Here is a 17,695-nt window from a genome sequence, read left to right as displayed (position 1 = left end):
CCAGGATCAAACTCTTTAGTTTAATCTCTGTTTGTGGTCATTTCTGACCAGGTTCGCTCACTCAAAATACTGACAGTATTTCTTGTTGAGCATTTAATGCTTTTTGTTGCAGCATCAAACGCCCACACTTATCGACTGTAATTTTTTAAAGATCAGGGTCTTTTTAACTGCTGCGAAGCGTTGTGTTCAGCAGCAGAGGAACGAGATTATGGGGGATGACGTGCCAGCCGTCAACCCCTCAAGTAAAATAGTCGCATGTCTATTTTGCTCACCACCCTCAACGCCCGATATACCCACGCTTCGCTGGGCCTGCGCTATCTGTTAGCGAATATGGGCGAGCTGCAGACGCAAACGCATCTGCAGGAATTTGTCATCGGCGCCAAGGCGACCGAGATTGTTGAACGCATCCTGGCTTACTCGCCCAAGATCGTCGGTTTCGGCATCTATATATGGAATGTCGAAGAGACCACCAAAGTGGTGGCCATGCTCAAGCGCGTGGCGCCGCAGGTCACCGTGGTGCTGGGCGGCCCGGAAGTTTCGCACGAGACCAATGAGCAAGACATCGTCAAGCTGGCCGACTATGTGATCACCGGCTGGGGCGACGTCACCTTCCCCAAGCTGTGCGGTGAGATCCTGCACGGCCCCAAGCCGCTGATGAAGGTGCACGCCGGCGTGCAACCGCCCATGGCCGAGATCAAGCTGCCCTACTCCTTGTACACGGACGACGATATCAAGAACCGTACCCTGTACGTGGAAGCCTCGCGCGGCTGCCCGTTCAAGTGCGAGTTCTGCCTGTCCGCCCTGGACAAGACGGCATGGCCGTTCGCGCTGGACAGCTTCCTGGCCGAGATGGAGTCGCTGTATCAGCGCGGCGCGCGCCTGTTCAAGTTTGTCGACCGCACCTTCAACCTGAATATCAAGACCAGCCTGAAGATCATGCAATTCTTCCTTGATAAGCTGGAAGCCAATCCCGACGATCCGGTCTACGCCCACTTCGAGCTGGTGCCGGACCATCTGCCGGATGCGCTGAAAGAGGGCATCGCCAAATTCCCGCCGGGCGCGCTGCAGTTCGAGATCGGCATCCAGAGCTTCAACCCCGAGGTGCAGGCGCTGGTCAGCCGCAAGCAGGACAACCAGAAGGCCGCCGACAACATCCGCTGGCTGACCAAACAATCGCACGCCCACATGCACGTCGACCTGATCGCCGGCCTGCCCGGCGAGACGGTGGAGAGCTTTGCCGAGGGCTTCAACAAGCTGTGGGCGCTGGAGCCGCACGAGATCCAGTTCGGCATCCTGAAGCGCCTGCGCGGCACGCCGATCATCCGTCACACGCAGGAATACGGCATGGTGTACGACCCATATGCGCCGTACACCATCCTGGCCAACAAGGACATCGACTTCAGCACCATGCAGCGGCTGGTGCGCTTTGCGCGCTACTGGGATCTGGTGGCGAACTCCGGCCGCTTCGCCCATACGCTGCCGGTGCTGCTGGGCGATGCGCCATTCCAGCGCTTCATGGCCTTCTCCGACTGGCTGTACGCAAACACCGACGCCACCCACCGCATCGCGCTGGAGCGGCTGGTGGCCCTGGTGGCGCGCTATCTGCAGACCCAGGGCATGGACAAGGCCGGCGCCGACGCCCTGCTGGCCAGCGACTACAGCGGCGGCGCCAAGCCCAAGCCGGCCGAGACGCCGGCGCCCAAGCGTCAGGCCCGTCGTCTGGCCGCCTGAACGGCATCCTCCTTAAGAGCGAGGCAGCGCACCCCGGACGTAGGCTCTGGTAGCGGCCGGGGCCAAACTCCCTTAAACTTGAGGTTATGCCTACTGCCCAAGAGCCTACCCTGACCCTCAATGCCGGCGCCGTCGCCGCGACCGGCACATGGCAAGTGCACGCTCTGGCGCAGGGCAAGGCCATGGCCACCATCACCACCTTCCTCAAAACACTCAAGGGCGACCAGCTGATATGGGACCTGTCGGCCGTCGACAGCATGGACCACATCGGCGCCCAGTTGTTCTGGAACGCCTGGGGCAAGACCCGTCCCGCCCATCTGCAACTGGCGCCGGGACTGGAAGAATTCTTCAAACGGCTTGAAACCACCGGCACGCTGGAACTGCCGCGCGCGCGCCAGAACCGTCTGACGCTGGTGATGAAACTGGGCTTCGCCATGCTGCTGTTCTTCGAGCACCTGGCCGGCCTGCTGCGCCTGATCGGCCAGGTGGTGCTGGACAGTTGGCGCTTCCTGCGCAATCCGCTGCGCGGGCCGTGGAAGGAAATCTCCGCCAACATCTATCACGCGGGCTTCCAGGCGCTGGGCATCACGGCGCTGGTGGGCTTTTTGATCGGCGTGGTGTTCTCGTATCTATCGGCGCAGCAGCTGCGTAACTTCGGCGGCGACATTTTCCTGGTCAATCTGCTCGGCATGGCCATCATCCGTGAACTGGGGCCGTTGCTGGCGGCGATCCTGGTGGCCGGCCGCTCCGGCTCCTCCATCACCGCGCAGCTGGGCGTGATGCGTGTGACCGAGGAGCTGGACGCCATGCTGGTGATGGGCATCTCGCACGGCTTCCGCCTGATCCTGCCCAAGGTGCTGGCACTGGCGGTGGCCATGCCGCTGCTGGTGATCTGGACCGATACCATCGCGCTGATGGGCGGCATGCTGTCGGCCAAAATGGAGCTGAACCTGTCGCCGCAGTACTTCCTGCTGAAACTACCTGAAGCCGTGCCGCTGGCGAATTACCTGATCGGCATCGGCAAGGGCGTGGTGTTCGGCATGCTGATTGCACTGGTGTCCTGCCACTTCGGCCTGCGCATCAAGCCGAATACCGAGAGCCTGGGACGCGGCACCACCACCTCCGTGGTCACCGCGATTACAGCCGTGATCCTGGCCGACGCGGTGTTTGCGATTATCTTCAGCGGCGTGGGGTTCTCGGGATGAGCGAACATGAAAGCACCTGCGGCCCAGGCACCGGCGAACTGACGCTCGATGGCAGCGTGCCGGTGGTCGAGATCACCGGCCTGTGGACCAAGTACGGCCGCACGGTGGTGCATCAGGATTTGAACCTGGAAATCGAACAGGGCGAGATCATGTCCATCGTCGGCGGCTCCGGCACCGGCAAGACCACGCTGGTGCGGCAGATGCTGGGGCTTGAGCGCCCGGCGCGCGGCTGCGTGCGGGTGTTTGGTGAAGACATCAGCGAGATCGATTCCGACCAGCTGCAGCAGCTGCGCAACCACTGGGGCATGCTGTTCCAGCAGGGTGCGCTGTATTCGGCATTGACGGTGTTCGAGAACATCGCCCAGCCGATGCGCGAACTGCAAGTGCTGCCGGAAGACCTGGTGCACGACGCCGTGCTGCTGAAAATGAATATGGTGGGCCTCGGCCCCGAACACGCCAACAAGATGCCGTCCGACCTGTCGGGCGGCATGGTCAAGCGGGTGGCGCTGGCGCGCGCCCTGGCGCTGGAGCCCAAGCTGCTGTTCCTCGACGAGCCCACCGCCGGCCTCGATCCCGATCTGTCGGAAGCCTTTGTGGCGCTGATTAAATCGCTGCACCGCGAGCTGGGACTGACGGTGGTGATGGTGACGCACGATCTGGACACGCTGTTCGCCCTGTCCACCCGCATCGCCGTGCTGGCGGAAAAACACGTGATTGCGCTTGGCCCGCTGAGCGATCTGCTGAAAGTCGACCACCCGTTCATCAAGGAGTTCTTCCTTGGCGACCGTGGCCGCCGCGCCCTGGAAGCGCTGGAAGAAAAAACACCAACGGAGCACTGATGGAAAACCGATCCCATGCCCTTACTACCGGCTTTTTCACGATCACGCTGCTGATAGCGGCGATCCTGTACGGCCTTTGGTTCAACCGCGACCGCGTGGAACGCACGCCGTACGTGATCGCCACCACGCAGGCGATTCCCGGCCTGAATCCGCAGGCGCCGATCCGCTATCGCGGGCTGGAAGTGGGCCGCGTCGGCGGCATCGATTTCGATCCCAAGGTGGCCGGCCAGATCCTGGTGGTGCTGAACATCGATTCGGATGCGCCCATCACCACCACCACCTTTGCTTCGCTGGGCTACCAGGGCGTGACCGGCATCGCCTTCATCGCGCTGGATGACGACAAGGTCGGTTCGCCGCTGCTGCGTTCCAGCGCCGATCATCCGGCGCGCATCCCGCTGCGCGCCGGCCTGTTCGACCAGATCGAAAAGCGCGGCAAGGAGATCCTGTCGCAGACCGAGGAAGTGACGCGCCGCCTGAATACGCTGCTCAGCCCTGATAACCAGAAGGTGATCCTCGGCGCGTTTGCCGATGTCAGCACGACGGCGCAGAAATACCGCGAGCTACCCGACAAGCTGCAGCCGACCATCGACAAGCTGCCGGCGCTGGCCGATCAAACGCAGAAGACCTTGAATTCGGTGAATGCGCTGGCCACGGATGTGAACAAGCTGACCACCAACCTGCAGGCCAAGGACGGCCCGATCGATCGCATCACGACCACGGTGGAGCGCATCGGCGGTTCGGTGGATGCGGTGGCCGGTGGGCTGGAGCTCGATACGCTGCCGCAGGTGAATTCGCTGTCGGACGACACGCGCGCGTCGATGCGCGCGCTGCGCAAGACCATGAACAAGATTAACGACCGTCCGCAAAGCCTGATCTTCGGTGCGCCCGGCACGCCGCCCGGCCCCGGCGAAGAAGGCTTTACCGCGCCTGCCAAATAAGGACTTCGAGATGACGAACACACTTTTCCGCAATACGCTCGCTATCGTTGCCATGGCTGTGACGCTGGGCGCTTGCGCCAGCAAGGGACAGCCGACCGCGCAATATGACTTCGGTCCACTGCCGGCTGCCGCCGCGCCTGCCAGCGCCAGCATCGGCGCGATCATCGTGGCCGATGTGAGCGGGCCGGCGGCGCTGGATACAGAGCGCATGCATTACCGCCTGCTGTATGCCGATGCGCGCCAGTCGCGGCCATATGCCTACAACCAGTGGGTCAGCACGCCGGCCCAGCTGCTTACCCAGCGCATCAAGGCGCGCATCGGCCAGGCCGGTGCGCAGGTGCTGTCCACCACCGATGCCGCCGCCAGCGCCACGGTGCTGCGCATGGAAGTGGTGGACTTTGCGCAGAACTTCGATACAGCCACCAGCAGCAACGGCGTGCTGAGTCTGCGCGCGTCGGTGTTCCGCAATCACCGGCTGGTGGATCAGAAGACCTTCACCCGCAGCGCGCCGGCCAGCAGCGCCGATGCCGCCGGCGGCGCGCGCGCGCTGGCCGATGCCAGCGATGCCGTCGCCACGGACCTGATCACCTGGCTGGCGGCGCTGCCGCCGTCCAAATGACGGAAAACGCCCCACCCGGACCTGCATCCGGCGCCACGCCGGCGCCGGAGCAGGTGCCCGCCGCGCTGCCGGCTTCTGCGCCGGCCGCACCGGCAGCGGATGCCGCGCCAGCAGCGGCACCGGGCGAAGCGCTCGCGCACGCCGCAGCCCCGGCCAAGGGGGCTGCGGCGCGGCCGCCGCTTGCGCCGGTCAGCAAGACCTCGCCCATCACGCGGGCGGCGCTGCTGGCGTATCTGCTGCTGATCGTCTACGCCAGCTGGTTTCCCTTCTCCGGCTGGCACAACCAGGGCTTGTCGCCGCTGATCTTCCTGGAGACGACCAGCATGCCGCGCTACTGGACCAAGTTCGATGCCATCATCAACGTCATCGGCTACATCCCGTTCGGCACCCTGATCGCATACGCGCTGTACCCGCGCATCAAAGGCATCTGGGCGCTGCTGATTGCCAGCGCCAGCGGCCTGCTGGTCTCCGGCACCATGGAAGCGGTGCAGACTTACCTGCCCAGCCGCGTCTCCTCCAACCTGGACTTCTACACCAACGCCGCCGGCTGCGCCATCGGCGGCCTGATCGGCGTGCTGACCGTGCGCCGCCTGCTCGACCAGAGCCAGCTGCAGCGCCTGCGCCAGGCCTGGTTCGCCCCGCATGCCAGCCAGGGCCTGGTGCTGCTGGCCCTGTGGCCGCTGGCGCAGATCTATCCGCAAAATTTCCTGTATGGCCTGGGCCAGCTGCTGCCCATCCTGTCCGACTGGCTGTCGCAATTGCTGGACATGGAAATCGACCTGGCCAGCTTCGTGCGCCCGGACGTCGACCTCACGGTCGAGCAATACTGGCTGTCCGAAACCATCATCACCGCCTGCGGCATGGTCGGCGCCGGCCTGACCCTGTTGTGCCTGCTGCGCAAGCCCTCGCCGCGCGGCCTGCTGGTGGGCGCCATGATCGCCTCGTCGATCCTGGTGAAAGCGCTGGCCTCGGCCCTGCTGTTCTCGCCTGAAAACGCCTTCGTCTGGGTCACCCCCGGCGCCGAGGGCGGCTTCCTGATCGGCGCCATCATGCTGGCCGGCCTGGCTTACGCGCCGCATGTGGCGCAGCGCCGGCTGGCCGTCACCACCCTGCTGCTGGGACTGGTCATCATCAACACCACCCCGGCCAACCCGTATTTCGTGGCCACTTTGCAAACATGGGTGCAAGGCAAGTTCCTGAATTTCAATGGCGCGGCCCAGTTCCTGTCGCTGCTGTGGCCATTCTTCGCGGTCTGGTTCCTGTGGCTGCCGTCCCACAAGCTGAACGCCGCCAAGGTATCATAGCGGCTACCACTTTTACCGAGGCACGGCCATGAGCGATACCCCCTACTTCAAGCATCACGTCTTCTTCTGCATGAACAAGCGTGACGACGGCCGCAACAGCTGCGGCGACCACGGCGCCGAAACCGCGCAAAAACACGCCAAGAAACGCTGCAAGGAACTCAACCTGAATGGCGCCGGCAAGGTCCGCATCAACCAGGCCGGCTGCCTGGACCGCTGCGACGAAGGCCCGGTGATGGTGGTCTACCCGGAAGGCACCTGGTACACCTACGTCGACACCAGCGACATCGATGAAATCATCGACAGTCACCTGGTCAACGGCAAGGTTGTGGAACGTCTGAAAATCTAAGGTATATGAACAAGAGCGAAAAATTCACCCTGGCCGGCGGCGCCGGCCAAATGGAAGGCGTCATCGATTATCCCCACAACGACGCGGCGCCACGCGGCATCGCCCTGGTGGCGCACCCGCATCCGCTGTACGGCGGCACCATGGACAACAAGGTGGCCGTCACCCTGATGCGCACCTTCGTCAGCCTCGGCTACGTGGTGGCGCGCATCAACTTCCGCGGCGTCGGCCGGTCCGAAGGCGTGCACGACCACGGCAAGGGCGAGACCGATGACATGGCCATCCTGCACGCCTGGATGACTGACAAATTCCCCGGCCTGCCGGTGGCGCTGTCGGGCTTCTCCTTCGGCACCTATGTGCAGACCCACCTGGCGCAACGCCTGGCCGCCGCCGGCACGCCGGCCGAGCGCCTGGTGCTGGTGGGCGCTGCCGCCAAGAAATGGGAAATGGCCGACATCCCGGCCGACACCATCCTGATCCACGGCGAGCACGACGACACCATCCCGCTGATCGACGTGCTGGACTGGCTGCGGCCGCAGGAGATTCCGGTGATCGTGATCCCCGGCGCCGACCATTTCTTCCACCGCAAGCTCGGCCACATCAAGAGCTGGGTGCTGCAGCTGTGGGGCCGCCGCGGCTTAGACGAGGCTGAAACGGACACCGCAAGCGCCGACTAAAGCCCTATAATTCTTACGCTTTTAACTTTTACACCAGATCACATGAAGAAAATTATCGCGGCACTGGCCACCAGTGTGATGTTGATGACCTCGGCCGTGGCGCAGACGCTGCCGGCCCCGACCATCGCCGCCAAATCCTGGCTGCTGCTGGACGCCACCAGCGGCCAGATCATCGCCTCGCAGGACCCGAACGCCCGCATCGAGCCGGCGTCGCTGACCAAGATCATGACCGCCTACGTCACCTTCGGTGCGCTGCGCGACAAGAAAATCACCCTCAACCAGATGGTCAACGTCTCGACCAAGGCCTGGAAAGTGGATTCCTCCAGCTCGAAGATGTTCATCGACCCGGCCACCCCGGTCAGCATCAACGACCTGCTGTACGGCCTGATGGTGCAGTCCGGTAACGACGCCGCCGTGGCGCTGGCCGAAGCGGTCGCCGGCGACGAGTCCGCCTTCGTGGCGATGATGAACAAGGAAGCCCAGCGCCTGGGCCTGACCTCGACCCATTTTGCCAATCCGCACGGCCTGCCGTCGCCGGAAAACTATTCGACCGCGCAAGACCTGTCGGTGCTGGCCCAGCACGTGATCAAGGACTTCCCGGAGTTCTACAAGATTGACTCGGTGAAAAGCTTCACCTACAACAAGATCACCCAGCAGAACCGCAACCGCCTGCTGTGGCTGGATCCGACCGTGGACGGCATGAAGACCGGCCACACCGAAGCGGCCGGCTACTGCATGATCGCCTCGGCCAAGCGTCCGAACGGCACCGGCGAGCGCCGCCTGATCTCGGTGGTGCTGGGCACGTCGTCCGACCAGGTGCGCACCCAGGAAAGCCAGAAGCTGCTGAACTGGGGCTTCCAGAACTTCGACACCGTCAAGCTGTACTCGAAAGGCCAGCCGATCGCCACCCCGGAAATCTGGAAAGGCTCGAAGAACGCGGTCAAGATCGGCTTTGCGCAGGACGTGATGGTGACCGTGCCGAAGGGCGTGGCCGCCAAGATGAAGCCGGCGCTGGAGCGCAAGGACCCGCTGGTGGCGCCATTGGCGGAAAACAGCCGCGTCGGCACCCTGAAAATGGTGGTGGACGGCAAGCCGATGCTGGAACTGCCGGTGGTGGCGCTGGAGACCGTGGAACAAGCCTCGATCTTCGGCCGCGCCTGGGACTCGATCCGCCTCTGGCTGAAGTGAACCCCGCACCCCGAGGGGTCTGACCCGCAGGGTCAGACCCCGATGCATTCCACTGGGCGGGTTCAGTCAGCGCTGGTCTGCTGCATCGATTCCTGCGCCCACTCGAAGGCGGCCTGTCCCACTTGCGGCAGGCCGTCGACATCCACCTCCAGCGTGGCGGCAATGTCCAGCGCGCGCTCGACCTTGTTACGCTCCAGCAGCAGCACCATCGTCAGATACGGGCCGTACACGCCCTCCTGCCCCAGCAGCACGTCGCGGATATCGTCCGATAACTGCATCTTGCCGACCAGATTGGCCATCGGCACGCCCAGCAGCACATCAAACAGCGACAGCAAGCCCACCAGGAACAGCTCATCGCACTTGGCCTGCGGCAGCTTGCTGCACGTCTCCAGGAAACGCGCACGGGTCAGGGCGATTTCCAGCAGCGATTCATCGCGGTCCCTGGTGGCGCCGCCGCCCAGGCGGAACATGGACACCGTCAAGCCGCGATACAGCTGATTGCGTCCCAGCACCATGAACGCCTGCTGCAAGCTGGTCACCTTGGTGGTTTGGCCGCTGCCCGGCGCGTTGGCCCATTGCAGCACCTGATAAGTCATGCCCGGGTCGCGCTTGGCCACCTCGATCATGGCCGGCAGCTCGGCGTCGGTGCGCAGCAGGTTGAGCAGCTCGATCGAGGTCATGCGGCTTTGGTCGATCTTGGCGTCCGGGTCCACCTTGTCGGTGGTGGTCAGGAAATGGCCCATGAAGAAATTCGCGCCCCACGAGGCGCACATGCGGCGCTCGTCCCAGGACTCGACGCCGTCCACCACCAGCTTCAGCTCCGGATAGCGCAGGCGCAGCTGCTTGGACAGGGTCTGGAAATCGGCCAGCGCGTGTTGATTCAGATGCAGCACCACCATATCCGCCACCGCCAGCAGCTGGGCATCGTCCTCGTCCAGCGTCACCCCGTGCAGGGCGACCTTGCTGCCGGCGGCGCGCAAGGCGCTCAGGCGGGCGGCGATGTCGGCCGCCGGCAGCCCGGCGGCCTGACGGTCGAACAGGAAAATCGTGTGTGGCGCAAGCAGCGGCAGGTGCAGATCGGCCGCCAGCGCGTCCAGATCGAGCGGCACCAGCGCCACGCGCTGGCGGGCAAACTCCGGCACCCCGGCCGCCGCCAAGGTCTCAAGCATGGCCGGCTCCGGCTCCGGCGTGCTGAAGCGGTAGCCGCACAGGCTGTGACGCTCATCGACAATTTCGGCACGGCAGACCATGGCGCCGGCCTCCGTGGCGGCAGTGGCGGGCACCGACGGCGCGGCCGCTGGCGGCGCGCTGGCCGGCGCGGCTGCAGGTTCCGGCTTCGATTTCAGAAACGATAACAATCCCACTGATCCCTCCGTTCGGTCTGGCGTACGTCCTGATCATACTATAATTCCTGCCTCTCATTGACCTAGGAAAGTATGCCCATGACCGACCTGACCTGCCCCTCCCTCGTGACCTACCAAGGCGGCCTGACGCTGTCGCGCATCGTGGCCGGGATGTGGCGCATGAATGAATGGAAGCTGACGCCGCAGCAGCGCGTCGGCTGGATCGAGCAAGCGCTGGCCATGGGCGTCACCAGCTTCGACCACGCCGACATCTACGGCGGCTACGGCGTGGAAGCCACCTTTGGCGAAGCGCTGGCGCTGCAGCCTTCGCTGCGCGACAAGATGCAGATCGTCAGCAAATGCGGCATCAAGCTGATTTCGGCGACGCGCCCGGAACACACCATCCAGCACTATGACACCAGCGCCAGCCACATCATCGCCTCGGCCGAAAACTCGCTGCGCCAGCTGGGCACCGACCATCTGGACCTGCTGCTGATCCACCGCCCCGACCCGCTGATGAACTTCGATGAGATTGCCGGCGCCTTCGCGCGCCTGCGCCAGGATGGCAAGGTCAAGCACTTTGGCGTATCCAACTTCAGCCGCCACCAGTTTGAAAGCCTGAACCGCCGCATCGCGCTGGCCACCAACCAGGTGGAATTCTCGCCGCTGTGCGTGGCGCCGATGTTCGATGAAACCTTCGACGGCCTGCAAGACCTGGGCGTGGCGCCGATGATCTGGTCGCCACTGGGCGGCGGCCGCCTGTTCAGCAGCGACGACGCGGCCGGCGTGCGCGTGCGCGCGGCGATCCAGAAGGTGGCCGACGAGCTGCAGCGCCCATTCGGCAGCGTGGTGTTTGCGTGGATTATGCAACTGCCAAGCCGTCCGCTGCCGCTGACCGGCTCGGGCCGCATCGAGGCGGTGCGGGAAGCGGTGCAAGCGACCCAGTTCAGCCTGAGCCGCACGCAATGGTTTGAAATCCTGCGCGCGGCGCGCGGCCACGAAGTGGCTTAATCGTCCTGGTAGACGGCCGGCGGGGCGATGCCGGTCCAGCCGGTCTTCCAGGCGGCGTTCAGCGCCAGCGTGAACGTGATGTAGCAGGCAAAGAACAGCACGAAATACAAAGCCTGCAGCCAGGCCAGCAGGCCGAGGTTAATCAGCAGCAGCACCAGCGCGGTCCAGCTCTTCTTTTGCTTGGAGCTGGGAAAGCGCACGGTGGACACCATCAGCGTGCCCACCACGAACAGCAGCAGCACGATCAGGCTGCCCTGCAGGGCCGACGCCGCCGGCTCCGGCCACGCCACCACCACCGAGGCTACGCAGGCCGCACCGGCCGTGATCGGCATGCCGACAAAATAACGCGGATCGGTGCGGCCCACGTTCACATTGAAGCGCGCCAGCCGCAGCGCGCCGCAGGCCACGAAGAAGAAGCTGGCCATGCCGCCCAGGCGCAGCAGGGTCGGATGATCGAGCCCCAGCTGCTGGAAGCCCCAGCAATACAACAGCAGGCCCGGCGCGCAGCCGAAATTCATCACGTCCGCAATCGAATCGAGCTGCATGCCGAAGTCGGACTGGGTATTGGTGGCGCGCGCCACCATGCCGTCCAGCGCGTCAAACACGCCGGCCAGCACCAGCAGCACCGCGGCCAGACGGTAATCCTGGGCGGCGCCGACCATGGCATTGTCGACCGAAATGACGATGCTGCCGAAACCGCAGGCGATCGACATCAGGGTCACCATGCTGGGCAGGGCAAACTTGGCGCGCTGCATGCGCGGATGGCGTAATGGCTTCAAAACGTGTGCAATCCTAAAGAAACGGCAAGCTTAACATGTGTAACGGATGCGGCGAAATCCAGAATCCGGCATAGAATCGCTACCATGGCACAGGAGTTCATCATGCAAAACTGGCGTTTATCCGTAGCGGCCCTGCTGAGCTCGGCACTGCTGGCCGCCTGCGGCGGCGGCGGCGGCGACACCTCGGCTGTCACCGGCCCCCCCACCACCAACCCACCGGTGACGCAGGAGCCGGGCGCGCCCACGCTCACCGGCAATACCGCCACCGACGGTTATAACTGGTTCAATTACCGGCGCGCGCAGGCCGGGCTGTCCACGCTCGCACGTAACGCCCGGATCGACACGGCGGCCCAGGGCCACTCGGACTACCAGCGCATCAACCGCACCATCACCCACGAACAGACCCAGGGCCTGGGCGGGTTTACCGGTGTATCGCTGACCGACCGCCTGAAGGCGGCCGGCTACGTCCTCAGCGGCTCCTACTCGGCCGGAGAAGTGATTTCCGCCACCACCAGCGGTTCCGGCTTCTACCAGGCGGAGGAACTGATCACCGCCATTTACCACCGTTTCGTGATCTTTGAACCGGTGTTCAAGGAAATCGGCACCGGCGCCGCCACCATTCCCGGCAGCTACACCTATTTCACCGCCGACTTTGCCGCGGTAAATGGCCTGAGCGGGCTGGGCGCGGGCAGATTCATCGTCTACCCGGTCAGCAACCAGACCGGCGTGCCGGCCAATTTCTTCAGCGACAGCGAATCGCCCGATCCGGTGCCAAACCAGAACGAGGTGGGCTACCCGATCAGCGTGCACGCCGACAGCGGCAGCCTGGTGACGGTGCAAAACTTTACCGTCACGCCGCGCGGCGGCACGGCGCTCAGCACGCGCCTGCTGAGCGCGGCGGCCGGCACCAGCCAGACCACCAGCGCGGCCGCCATCGTGCCGCTGGTGCCGCTGAAGAGCGCCACCGTGTACGACGTCAGCTTCAGCGGCACCGTGGGCGGCGTGGCGGTCAGCCGCAGCTGGTCGTTCACCACCAAATAAAGCTGCCGATGTTGCATGAAATTAACTCTGTGCGGCGGCCGGGTCTGCTATCTTAGCGGTAACACCACCAGCCCATCCGCACGATGACCTCAACCAGCACGCCCGCTCCCGCTGCGGGCCACATCCTGCAAGTGGAAACCGGCCTGCAGCAGCTGATGGGCGATCGCGACCTCTATCTGCAAATCCTGCGCCGCTTCCGGCAGCGCTATCCGGACAGCGGCTGCGAAACGCGCAAGGCGCTGACCGGCGGCGAACCGGGCCACGCGCAGCGCATCGTCCACACCCTCAAGGGCGCGGCCGGCATGATTGGCGCGCAACAGCTGTATCTGCTGGCGGCGCAGCTGGAACCGCTGTGCGCGGGGCCGGCCAGCAGCTGGTCCGCCCTGCTGGCGCAGCTGGAGCAGGCGCTGCGCAGCCTGATCGCGGTGATTGACGCCGTGCTCGACAGCGACCCGCAGCAAATGCTGGCGGCACATGGCCAGCCGACAACGGCGGCAACGCAGCTGCCGGAAACGCGCATGCTGCTATTACATCTGTCGCGCTTGCTGGATGAAGGGGATGGCGCGGCCATCGACGTGCTGGAGCAGTCGGCCACCGTGCTGGCGGCAAGCCTGGGCGTGGAAGTGTTTCAGGAAGTGACCGAAGCGGCGCACCAGTTTGACTTTGAAGCGGCGCTGGCGACCCTGCAGGCGGCCATGGCGCAATGAGCTAGCGGGTGTATTCCTTCTCTTCGTCAAAAGCGTCGGCGCACTCCTTGTCGCAGAAACGACGCACATTATCGAGCGGTTTTTCGCAGTACCAACAAGATCCCTTGGGCGGCAACATCTGGCGCGTGCGCACCGGCGGCGCGGACGAAGCGGTGGGCGGCGGCATGCCGGGCCCGTCCTCCGGGACACTCTCTTGTATCGGTTCCACGATCCCCTCCTCTCCAGCCAAGTCAGATCAACTGCAAGATTACTTCAGCGGAATTGCGGCAAACATGAGAATTCTCAACGGTTGCCTGAAACGGCATCTTCATTTGCGACGATCAATAATAGCAGGATAAACGCGACGGTCACTGCGGCTAAAGCCGGCGAAATATTTTTCAATGAAAAAGCCGGGAGCGATAGCTGCGGATAGTGCGACAAGGCCCTTATAATCTGGACACGATTGATAATTCCTTTCAGGAAAGCACGCATGTCAGAACTTGCTCCCGTACCGCCCACCCTGTCCGCGCGCGTGCTCGGACTGGCCCAGCTGGGCCTGATCGTCATCGATGCCGGCATGCACATCGTCATGTGGAACCAATGGATGGCCAGCCGCTCCGGCAAATCGGCGCACCGGGTGCTGGGGCAGGACCTGTTCGACCTGTATGGCGAACTGCGCGGCCAGCGGCTGGAGCAGGCCGTGCTGAGCGCGCTGCAAAGCAACCTGCCGCAGACCCTGTCGCCGTCGCTGAATCCATCGCCGTTCCCCCTGTACCCGGCCGGCAGCTGGGGCGGCGAGCGGGTGGAACAGGCGGTCTCGGTCACCCCCTTCAACGAAGGCAAGGAGCGTTACTGCCTGATCGAAGTAAGCGACATCAGCGCGATCGTCGGCCGCGAGCGCCAGCTGCGCAGCCAGGCCGAAGCGCTGCGCGCGCAATCCTACGTGGACGGCCTGACCGGCATCGCCAACCGCCGCCACTTCGACGTCGCGCTCGACCGCGAACTGCGGCGCGCGCTGCGCAACGAAGGCCAGCTGTCGCTGCTGCTGATGGACATCGACTCCTTCAAGGCCTACAACGACCACTTCGGCCACCAGCAGGGCGACGCCTGCCTGACCCTGGTGGCGGAAGCGTTCGCCTCCATGCTGCAGCGGCCGGCCGACCTGGCGGCGCGCTACGGCGGCGAAGAATTTGCCGCCGTGCTGCCGGACACCAGCGCCGAGCAGGCTGCGCTGCATGCGGAAGCGATCCGCGCCAAGATCGCCTCACTCAACATCAACCACGCGCCGGCGGCCACGCGGCCGCACGTCACCATGAGCATTGGCGTGGCCACCTTCGACAAAGAGCGCCTGAACGACGCCGCCGCCATACTGGCCGCGGCCGACAGCTGTTTGTACGCCGCCAAAAAAGCAGGACGCGATTGCGTCATCGTCTATCGTCACCAACAGGAGAATGCAGCATGAAGTTACGCAGTACCTTGATTCTGGCGGCCGCACTGGCCGCGCCGTACGCCATGGCCGCCACCGGCACCTGCAGCGGCGCCGCGCCGTCCGGCGAACTGACCGCCACCCGCATTGCCGCTGCCAACAGCACCCGCAGCGAGCCGGGCTTGTACGAAGGACCGGTGTGGATCAAGGATGCGCTGTACTTTTCCGACTTCACCTTTGGCCCGGGCTTCCCGTCGCGCATCCTCAAGCTGGACAGCGAAGGCAAGGTCAGCACCCTGATCAACGACAGCGGCAGCAACGGCCTGGCCACCGATGGCAAAGGCAACCTGATCGCCGGCACCCACAAATACAAATCGGTCTCGCGCTACACCCTGGACGGCAAACGCAGCGACGTGGTGAGCAAGTTCAACGGCAACGTCTTCAACTCGCCCAACGATCTGACACTGGCAGCCGACGGCACCCTGTACTTCACCGATCCGGACTTCCAGCGCGAGGCTGCGCCGGGCGGTCAGGACAAAACCCGTGTGTACCGCGTGGCGACCGATGGCAAAGTCACGGTGGTGGATGACACGCTGAAAAATCCGAATGGCGTATCGCTGTCACCGAAGGGTGACGTGCTGTACGTGAACGGCATGGTGGGCGAGCACGGCGTGCTGCGCGCGTATCCGATCGTGAACGGTGTGCCGCAGCAGGGCAAGACGCTGGTGGAAAAACTGGGCATCCCGGACGGCATGGCGATCGACTGCCACGGCAACATCTACGTCACCGAGCATACCGACAAGCGCCTGCGCGTGTTCACGCCGGCCGGCAAGCAGATCGCCACCATCAAAGTGGACGCCAACGTCACCAACGCCGCGTTCGGCGGCGCCGATGGCAAAACACTCTACATCACCGGCGCCGGCGCCGTCTGGCAAATCAAACTCAACGTCACCGGCTCACCGTACTAATTAATTCGGGGTCAGCTCTGTCATTCGGACACGCAAGCAGAACCTTTGATGCCCCTCAATACGCTTGCGGCAGTTTTCGGTTTGAACTGCCGCGGGTAATGCCCAGTGCGTGTAACAACCAGCACGGACATGCTTTGAGCGACATCAAACTTGCGCTGCGCGTGTCCGAATGTCAGAGCTGACCCCGATTATTTGCCGATGCAGAAGCGGCTGAAGATGACGCCCAGCAGGTCGTCGGAGGAGAAGGCGCCGGTGATGCTGGAGAGCTGCACCTGCGCCAGCCGCAGTTCTTCGGCAAACAAGTCCAGCGACTGATCGCTCTGGGCCGCGTGCTCGCCAGCGCGCGCCAAATGGGCGCCGGCGTTTTTCAGCGCGATCAGGTGGCGCTCGCGCGCCAGGTACAGCGATTCGCCCGTCTGCTGCCAGCCAGCGATGCGCAGTAGCTCCTTGCGCAGCAAATCTATCCCGATGTGCTCGTGCGCGGACAGGTAGATGTGGGTGGCGTCGCCCATCATGTCCACCGCCGGCTTGTGGCCCGATAAGTCGATCTTGTTCCAGATGCGCAGCACCGGCACGCCGTCCGGGAAGGCGGCGGTGATGCTTTCGTCCGAACGCGATGGCCCGTGGTCGGCATCCAGCAGGTGCAGGATGACGTCGGCTTTGCCCACTTCGTTCCAGGTACGCTCGATGCCGATGCGTTCCACCACGTCGGTCGCTTCTTCCGGCGTGCGGATGCCGGCGGTGTCGATGATGTTGAGCGGAATGCCTTCGATCTGGATGGTTTCGGTCACTTTGTCGCGCGTGGTGCCGGCGATCGGGGTGACGATGGCGACGTCATTTCCCGCCAGCGCATTCAGCAGCGAGGATTTGCCGACGTTCGGCTGCCCCACCAGCACCACGTTCAGCCCTTCGCGCAGCAAGGCGCCCTGCGCCGCCTGTTTGAAGACTTGCTCTAATGCGTCGACAATGCCTTTCAGCTGGCCGCGCGCATCGGATTTTTCCAGGAAGTCGATTTCTTCTTCCGGGAAGTCCAGTGTGGCTTCCACCAGCATGCGCAGGTTGGTGACGTTGCCGACCAGGGTGTTGACGGTCTTCGAGAACGCGCCCGACAGCGATTGCGAGGCCGATTTGGCCGCCGCTTCGGTGGAGGCATCGATCAGGTCGGCCACGGCTTCGGCCTGCGCCAGGTCCAGCTTGTCATTGAGGTAGGCCCGGCGCGTGAATTCGCCCGGCTCGGCCAGCCGCAAGCCGATTTCTGCGCCCGCTTCCAGCACGCGTGTCAGCAGCATTTGCAACACGATGGGGCCGCCGTGGCCTTGCAGTTCCAGCACGTCTTCCCCGGTGTAGGAGTGCGGCCCCTTGAACCAGAGGGCGATACCCTGGTCGATCACGCCGCCGTCCGCCTGGGTGAACGGGATGTAGGTGGCGTGGCGCGGCTTGAGGCCGATGTCGCCAAACAGCGCGCCGATCAGGGGTTGCAGGTTTTTGCCGGAGGCGCGCACGACGCCGATGCCGCCGCGTCCCGGTGCGGTGGCGATGGCGGCGATGGGGGAAGAGTCGATATTCATGGGAGCATTGTATTAGATAAAAAAAGCCC

At 64.1% G+C, this 17,695-nt stretch carries 18 protein-coding genes and 1 pseudogene; 14 read left to right on the top strand and 5 right to left on the bottom strand.

All coding sequences use genetic code 11. From position 1 onward, the window contains the following. Positions 1-255: 255 nt before the first annotated feature. The 9 genes and pseudogenes from ABDW57_RS24000 (at position 256) to ABDW57_RS23960 (ending at position 8,844) form a co-directional block, all read left to right on the top strand. Complete coding sequence (locus ABDW57_RS24000; RefSeq protein ID WP_343732664.1) at positions 256-1,731, top strand: DUF4080 domain-containing protein; 1,476 nt, start codon at positions 256-258, stop codon at positions 1,729-1,731. Positions 1,732-1,817: 86 nt separating this feature from the next. After that, a complete protein-coding gene (locus ABDW57_RS23995; protein ID WP_343732663.1) occupies positions 1,818-2,936 on the top strand; it encodes an ABC transporter permease in 1,119 nt (372 codons plus the stop codon). Next, a complete protein-coding gene (locus ABDW57_RS23990; RefSeq protein ID WP_343732662.1) occupies positions 2,933-3,775 on the top strand; it encodes an ATP-binding cassette domain-containing protein in 843 nt (280 codons plus the stop codon). The genes ABDW57_RS23995 and ABDW57_RS23990 overlap by 4 nt, the downstream gene beginning before the upstream one ends. After that, the gene (locus ABDW57_RS23985) at positions 3,775-4,713 is read left to right on the top strand and encodes an MlaD family protein (RefSeq protein ID WP_343732661.1); all 939 of its coding nucleotides are present in this window, start codon (positions 3,775-3,777) and stop codon (positions 4,711-4,713) included. Before ABDW57_RS23990 ends, ABDW57_RS23985 begins: the two co-directional genes overlap by 1 nt. A gap of 10 nt (positions 4,714-4,723) precedes the next feature. After that, positions 4,724-5,332: an ABC-type transport auxiliary lipoprotein family protein gene (locus ABDW57_RS23980; protein ID WP_343732660.1), complete on the top strand. Its 609-nt coding sequence runs from the start codon at positions 4,724-4,726 to the stop codon at positions 5,330-5,332. Continuing rightward, the gene (locus tag ABDW57_RS23975; protein WP_343732659.1) at positions 5,329-6,636 is read left to right on the top strand and encodes a VanZ family protein; all 1,308 of its coding nucleotides are present in this window, start codon (positions 5,329-5,331) and stop codon (positions 6,634-6,636) included. Before ABDW57_RS23980 ends, ABDW57_RS23975 begins: the two co-directional genes overlap by 4 nt. Positions 6,637-6,658: 22 nt before the next feature. Beyond that, positions 6,659-6,982: pseudogene (locus tag ABDW57_RS23970) on the top strand ((2Fe-2S) ferredoxin domain-containing protein); the annotation flags it as partial. Positions 6,983-6,987: 5 nt separating this feature from the next. Continuing rightward, positions 6,988-7,656, top strand: coding sequence for an alpha/beta fold hydrolase (locus ABDW57_RS23965; protein WP_343732658.1), 669 nt, complete (start codon positions 6,988-6,990; stop codon positions 7,654-7,656). 42 nt (positions 7,657-7,698) lie between these two features. Further along, positions 7,699-8,844, top strand: a complete 1,146-nt coding sequence (locus ABDW57_RS23960) for a D-alanyl-D-alanine carboxypeptidase family protein (RefSeq protein ID WP_343732657.1) — start codon at positions 7,699-7,701, stop codon at positions 8,842-8,844. Between the two features lie 62 nt (positions 8,845-8,906). Here ABDW57_RS23960 and ABDW57_RS23955 read toward each other — a convergent pair whose 3' ends face one another. Then, positions 8,907-10,208, bottom strand: coding sequence for an HDOD domain-containing protein (locus ABDW57_RS23955; protein ID WP_343732656.1), 1,302 nt, complete (start codon positions 10,206-10,208; stop codon positions 8,907-8,909). 72 nt (positions 10,209-10,280) lie between these two features. On the opposite strand from ABDW57_RS23955, the gene ABDW57_RS23950 reads away from it, so the two are divergent. Then, positions 10,281-11,198, top strand: a complete 918-nt coding sequence (locus tag ABDW57_RS23950) for an aldo/keto reductase (protein ID WP_343732655.1) — start codon at positions 10,281-10,283, stop codon at positions 11,196-11,198. Here ABDW57_RS23950 and pssA read toward each other — a convergent pair. Beyond that, the gene (pssA, locus tag ABDW57_RS23945) at positions 11,195-11,953 is read right to left on the bottom strand and encodes a CDP-diacylglycerol--serine O-phosphatidyltransferase (RefSeq protein WP_343732667.1); all 759 of its coding nucleotides are present in this window, start codon (positions 11,951-11,953) and stop codon (positions 11,195-11,197) included. The two genes, ABDW57_RS23950 and pssA, sit on opposite strands and share 4 nt — an antisense overlap. 126 nt (positions 11,954-12,079) lie before the next feature. Between pssA and ABDW57_RS23940 the strand changes: the two genes are divergently transcribed. Both ABDW57_RS23940 and ABDW57_RS23935 read left to right on the top strand, forming a co-directional pair. After that, positions 12,080-13,018 carry a CAP domain-containing protein gene (locus ABDW57_RS23940; protein WP_343732654.1) on the top strand — a complete coding sequence of 313 codons (939 nt, stop codon included), beginning with the start codon at positions 12,080-12,082 and terminating at the stop codon, positions 13,016-13,018. An 83-nt stretch (positions 13,019-13,101) separates the two neighbouring features. Further along, complete coding sequence (locus ABDW57_RS23935) at positions 13,102-13,725, top strand: Hpt domain-containing protein (protein WP_343732653.1); 624 nt, start codon at positions 13,102-13,104, stop codon at positions 13,723-13,725. A gap of 1 nt (position 13,726) precedes the next feature. On the opposite strand, the gene ABDW57_RS23930 is transcribed toward ABDW57_RS23935, so the two are convergent. Together ABDW57_RS23930 and ABDW57_RS23925 are read right to left on the bottom strand one after the other, a co-directional pair. Then, entirely contained in the window at positions 13,727-13,933 is a 207-nt protein-coding gene (locus ABDW57_RS23930) for a hypothetical protein (protein WP_343732652.1), read from the bottom strand. Positions 13,934-14,007: 74 nt separating this feature from the next. Continuing rightward, positions 14,008-14,196, bottom strand: a complete 189-nt coding sequence (locus tag ABDW57_RS23925; RefSeq protein WP_343732651.1) for a hypothetical protein — start codon at positions 14,194-14,196, stop codon at positions 14,008-14,010. Between ABDW57_RS23925 and ABDW57_RS23920 the strand changes: the two genes are divergently transcribed. Then, positions 14,195-15,166, top strand: a complete 972-nt coding sequence (locus ABDW57_RS23920) for a sensor domain-containing diguanylate cyclase (RefSeq protein WP_343732650.1) — start codon at positions 14,195-14,197, stop codon at positions 15,164-15,166. The two genes, ABDW57_RS23925 and ABDW57_RS23920, sit on opposite strands and share 2 nt — an antisense overlap. Continuing rightward, positions 15,163-16,098 (top strand): SMP-30/gluconolactonase/LRE family protein, encoded by a 936-nt coding sequence (locus ABDW57_RS23915; protein ID WP_343732649.1) that lies wholly within the window; start codon positions 15,163-15,165, stop codon positions 16,096-16,098. Before ABDW57_RS23920 ends, ABDW57_RS23915 begins: the two co-directional genes overlap by 4 nt. Before the next feature lie 188 nt (positions 16,099-16,286). Here the strand turns inward: ABDW57_RS23915 and mnmE are convergent, their stop codons facing one another. Continuing rightward, on the bottom strand, positions 16,287-17,666 hold the full coding sequence (gene mnmE / locus ABDW57_RS23910) for a tRNA uridine-5-carboxymethylaminomethyl(34) synthesis GTPase MnmE (RefSeq protein ID WP_343732648.1): 1,380 nt from the start codon (positions 17,664-17,666) through the stop codon (positions 16,287-16,289). Between the last annotated feature and the right edge of the window lie 29 nt (positions 17,667-17,695).

The organism is Duganella sp. (genome assembly GCF_039595735.1).
GTDB lineage: Bacteria > Pseudomonadota > Gammaproteobacteria > Burkholderiales > Burkholderiaceae_D > Rugamonas.
The sequence above is the reverse complement of the archived record's forward strand: the minus strand, read 5'-3'. Positions and strand labels throughout refer to the sequence as shown.